At 43.8% G+C, this 1,137-nt stretch carries 3 protein-coding genes; all 3 read left to right on the forward strand.

From position 1 onward, the window contains the following. A partial coding sequence (locus tag A3763_RS27690; protein WP_197482970.1) for a KH domain-containing protein occupies window positions 1-139 on the forward strand: 139 nt, incomplete at its 5' end. Window positions 140-168: 29 nt separating this feature from the next. Further along, window positions 169-909 (forward strand): DNA repair protein RecO, encoded by a 741-nt coding sequence (gene recO, locus A3763_RS18605; RefSeq protein WP_082880395.1) that lies wholly within the window; start codon window positions 169-171, stop codon window positions 907-909. Between the two features lie 5 nt (window positions 910-914). Then, window positions 915-1,137: pyridoxine 5'-phosphate synthase (locus A3763_RS18610; RefSeq protein WP_197482971.1), on the forward strand; the 223-nt coding region annotated here is incomplete at its 3' end.

Here is a 1,137-nt window from a genome sequence, read left to right on the forward strand (position 1 = left end):
AATCATTGGCCGTGATGCTCGTAAAGAAATGGAGCGCTTGTTTGATACCAAGGTGATGTTAAACCTATGGGTTAAGGTCAAAAGTGGTTGGTCTGATGATGAAAGGGCTTTAAAGAGTTTGGGTTATCGAGACGAGTAAGGCTCCTTTAAATAGGGGGCGGTCAGTGCATGAGTATGATTGAGGAGCAGCAAGCGGTTTATGTTTTGAACCGGCGCCCTTATCAGGAGTCCAGTCTTTTAGTTGATGTGTTTTCACTTAATTTCGGACGGCTTACTTTGATCGCAAAAGGGGCCTTGCGAAAAGGAAGTGCTTGGTCAGCCTTGCTTCAACCCTTTCAGGCTCTTTTGCTCTCTTGGAGTGGCCGCTCTTCAATCAAAACACTTCGATCCGTCGATGTTCCAAGCCAGCCCTATAAGCTTCGCGCAAACTATCTTTTTAGTGCTTACTACCTTAATGAATTGGTTCTGAAGCTAGTACCGGACAATGAGCCAAGCCTGGGAGTGTTCTCAAACTATGTAGATTGTTTGGATCAGCTAGCTGAAGGGCAAGACTTGCAGCGCTGTTTGCGAAAATTTGAATACCTTTTACTGAGTGAGCTAGGATTACTGCCTGATTTTGAACATGATATTTATGGTCACAAGATTCAGAAGGATCAGGGATATAAGTTTCTTTCACAGCAAGGTTTTGAAGGAGTTGGTAAGGCCAGCTCTAACTTAGGAAGTGTGTTTATTATAAGTGGAAAAGCAATATCGCTTATCAGTACTTTAGATATTGTTAATGGCTCTACCTGGCAAAAGGAAGAGTACTTAAAGGCCAAGCAGTTGATGCGCTATCTGGTTGATGATGCTTTGGGTGGTCAGGTGATAAAAAGTCGAGAGTTATTTCGTCCGATAAAGTTTAAGGGGTAAATTTGATGGAAAATCCTAATGGCAGAGTTTTATTAGGCGTGAACGTTGATCACGTGGCAACCTTGAGAGAGGCTCGTGGCACACGTTACCCTGACCCTGTTCAAGCTGCTTTACTGGCTGAAGAGGCTGGAGCAGATGGTATTACAATTCATCCGCGTGAAGATCGACGCCATATTCAAGAGCGAGATGTACTGGTGATGAAGGAAACCTTGCAAACTCGAATGAATC

The sequence above is a fragment of the Oleiphilus sp. HI0128 genome (genome assembly GCF_001635365.1).

Excerpts from the sequence above, each read along its gene's own strand:
- recO (WP_082880395.1), top strand. The coding sequence starts at position 169 with ATGAGTATGATTGAGGAGCAGCAAGCGGTTTATGTTTTGAACCGGCGC.